The 3,012-nt window shown below is 61.0% G+C and carries 3 protein-coding genes; all 3 read left to right on the plus strand.

What is annotated here, in order from left to right; translation table 11 throughout:
* Entirely contained in the window at positions 1-132 is a 132-nt protein-coding gene (locus ACILRA_RS21550; protein ID WP_395664094.1) for an arginase family protein, read from the plus strand.
* A gap of 113 nt (positions 133-245) precedes the next feature.
* The gene (locus ACILRA_RS21555; RefSeq protein WP_395664095.1) at positions 246-1,847 is read left to right on the plus strand and encodes an ABC transporter substrate-binding protein; all 1,602 of its coding nucleotides are present in this window, start codon (positions 246-248) and stop codon (positions 1,845-1,847) included.
* A gap of 174 nt (positions 1,848-2,021) precedes the next feature.
* A partial coding sequence (locus ACILRA_RS21560) for an ABC transporter permease subunit (RefSeq protein WP_395664093.1) occupies positions 2,022-3,012 on the plus strand: 991 nt, incomplete at its 3' end.

A 3,012-nucleotide genomic window follows, 5' to 3' on the forward strand; every position in this document is an offset into this window, starting at 1 on the left:
ATCGTCGGCGCAGACGTGGTGGAGGTTTCGCCGCCATTCGACGCCTCCGGCGTCACCGCGCATGCGGGTGTCACCATGATGTTCGAGATCATGTGCTCGATGGCGGAGGACGTGGCGCGCAGGCGCGCATAGCGCCGCCGTTCGCGCGCCAACCTCCGATCAGAAGAGCAGTGCGTTTTGATGAAACCGGAAAACGTGCTTTAGTTCTCGGACCCCGGGGGCGGGGTCGTAACAAAACGGAGAAAATCATGACAATGAGGAAACTTCTTGGGGCGGCGCTGCTGGCCTCGAGCATGCTGGTGGCTGGCGCCGCAAATGCAAAGACGCTCATCTATTGCTCGGAAGGCTCTCCCGAGGGCTTCGATCCAGCACCTTACACCGCCGGCACGACATTCAACGCCTCTTCACGTCCGCTCTACAACCGGCTTGTCGAGTTCGACCGGGGAACCACGAACGTCATCCCGGGCCTTGCGGAAAGCTGGGACATTTCGGCCGACGGCACCGAAATCACCTTCAAGCTGCGCAAGGGTGTCAAATTCCATACCACGTCCTTTTTCACGCCCACGCGTGAGTTCAACGCCGACGACGTGATCTTCACCTTCATGCGGCAATTGAAGAAGGACCACCCTTGGAACCAATACTCGGCAGGGATCGCCTGGGAGTACTTCGACGGCATGGACATGCCGGCCCTGCTGAAGGACATCGTAAGGGTTGACGACCATACCGTCACCTTCAAGCTGAACCGCCCCGAAGCCCCGTTCCTGGCCAACATGGCGATGGATTTCGCTTCGATTCTCTCTGCCGAATATGCCGCCAAACTCGAGGCTGACGGCAAAAAGGAGATGATCAACCAGCAGCCCATCGGCACCGGACCCTTCCAGTTCGTCGGCTACCAGAAGGACGCCGTGATCCGCTATGCGGCGCACCCGGAGTTCTGGGGCGGCAAGCAGCCGATCGACGATCTGATCTTCGCCATCACCACGGACGCATCGGTGCGCATGCAGAAGCTGAAGGCAGGCGAGTGCCATGTGGCCCCCTATCCGCCCCCGGCGGAGACCGCCAGCCTCAAGGCTGACCCGAACCTCACCGTCATGGAGCAGGAAGGCCTGAACGTCGGTTATCTCGCCTACAACACGCTGGTGGCGCCCTTCGACAAGGTAGAGGTGCGCAAGGCGCTCAACATGGCGATCAACAAGCAGGCCATTCTCGATGCCGTTTTCCAGGGCGCGGGCACGGCAGCGAAGAACCCGATCCCGCCAACCATGTGGTCCTACAACAACGACACGGTGGACGATCCCTATGATCCGGAAGCCGCCAAGAAGATGCTTGCTGACGCCGGTGTGTCAGGCCTCAAGATGAAGATCTGGGCCATGCCCGTGCAGCGTCCCTATAATCCGGATGCACGCAAGATGGCCGAACTCATCCAGGCCGACTTCGCCAAGGTCGGCGTCGAGGCAGAGATCGTGTCCTATGAGTGGGGCGAATATCTCGAGCGCTCGAAGGCCAAGGACCGTGACGGCGCACTGCTCCTCGGCTGGACCGGCGACAATGGCGATCCGGACAACTTCCTCGCCGTTCTGCTTGGCTGCTCGGCTGTCGGCGGTTCGAACCGCGCCCAGTGGTGCCACCAGCCCTTCGAGGACCTGATCCAGAAGGCCAAGGTGCTGCCCACGAACGAAGAGCGCACGCCCGTGTACATGGAGGCGCAGAAGGTCTTCAAGGAGCAGGCGCCCTGGGCCACGATCGCCCATTCCGTGGTCTTCATGCCGATGAGCAAGAAGGTCATGAACTACAAGATGGACCCGCTGGGGTCGCATCGCTTCGATGGCGTGGACATCGCTGAATAACAAGAGAAGATGAGCGGCCCCGCATTCAATGGCTGGCGCAACTTTTCGCCCTCAGGTGCGAAGGCACTTGAGGGCCCGTTGCGCTGGAGCATGAACGCCAAAAGTGGAAACCACTTTTGCGAAAAGATCATGCTCAAGCCATTGAACGCGCGCTAGGGGCCGCTCGCACTCCTCATGCTCCGATTCCTGTTATGGCGCGCCCTGCTCTTGGTGCCGACTCTGATCGGCATCACGCTGGTGTCATTCGGCTTCATCCGATTGCTGCCGGGAGATCCCGTGGTGCTGATGGCCGGCGAACGCTCGCTGACACCTGAACGCCATGCCGAACTCCTGAAGCAGTTCGGCTTCGACCGGCCGGTCTGGGAGCAGTACATGCATTATGTCTGGGACCTGCTTCATGGCGATCTCGGCGTATCGCTGAAGACCAAGATGCCGGTGCTGCAGGAATTTCTCACCCTGTTTCCGGCAACGGTCGAGCTTTCGCTTGCTGCCATGCTTTTCGCCGTCGTGCTGGGCATTCCCGCCGGCGTCATCGCCGCCGTGCGGCGTGGCAGCCTTTATGACCAGACGGTCATGGGCGCCGCGCTGGTCGGCTATTCGATGCCGATATTCTGGTGGGGCCTGCTGCTCATCATCCTGTTCTCGGTGACGCTGCAGTGGACGCCCGTGTCCGGGCGGATTGGCCTCGTCTATTTCTTCCAGCCTGTCACGGGCTTCATGCTGATCGACAGCCTCATCTCCGGACAGAAGGGGGCCTTTACCTCAGCCGTCCGGCACCTGATCCTGCCAACAGTGGTTCTCGGAACCATTCCACTGGCCGTCATTGCCCGGCAAACGCGCTCAGCCATGCTCGAGGTGCTGGGCGAAGACTATGTGCGAACGGCACGCGCCAAGGGGCTTTCCCCCTTCAGGGTCGTGGGGCTCCACGCCCTGCGCAATGCCATGATCCCGGTCATCACCACCATTGGGCTGCAAGTGGGCGTTCTGCTGGCCGGAGCCATCCTGACCGAGACGATCTTCTCCTGGCCGGGGATCGGAAAATGGATGATCGATTCGATCGCGCGCCGCGATTATCCGGTGGTTCAGGGAGGCCTGCTGCTGATCGCCGCCGTTGTCATGCTGGTGAACCTGATCGTGGACCTGCTCTACGGCCTCACGGATCCAC

This window comes from Aestuariivirga sp. (assembly GCF_044239095.1).
Lineage (GTDB): Bacteria > Pseudomonadota > Alphaproteobacteria > Rhizobiales > Aestuariivirgaceae > Aestuariivirga.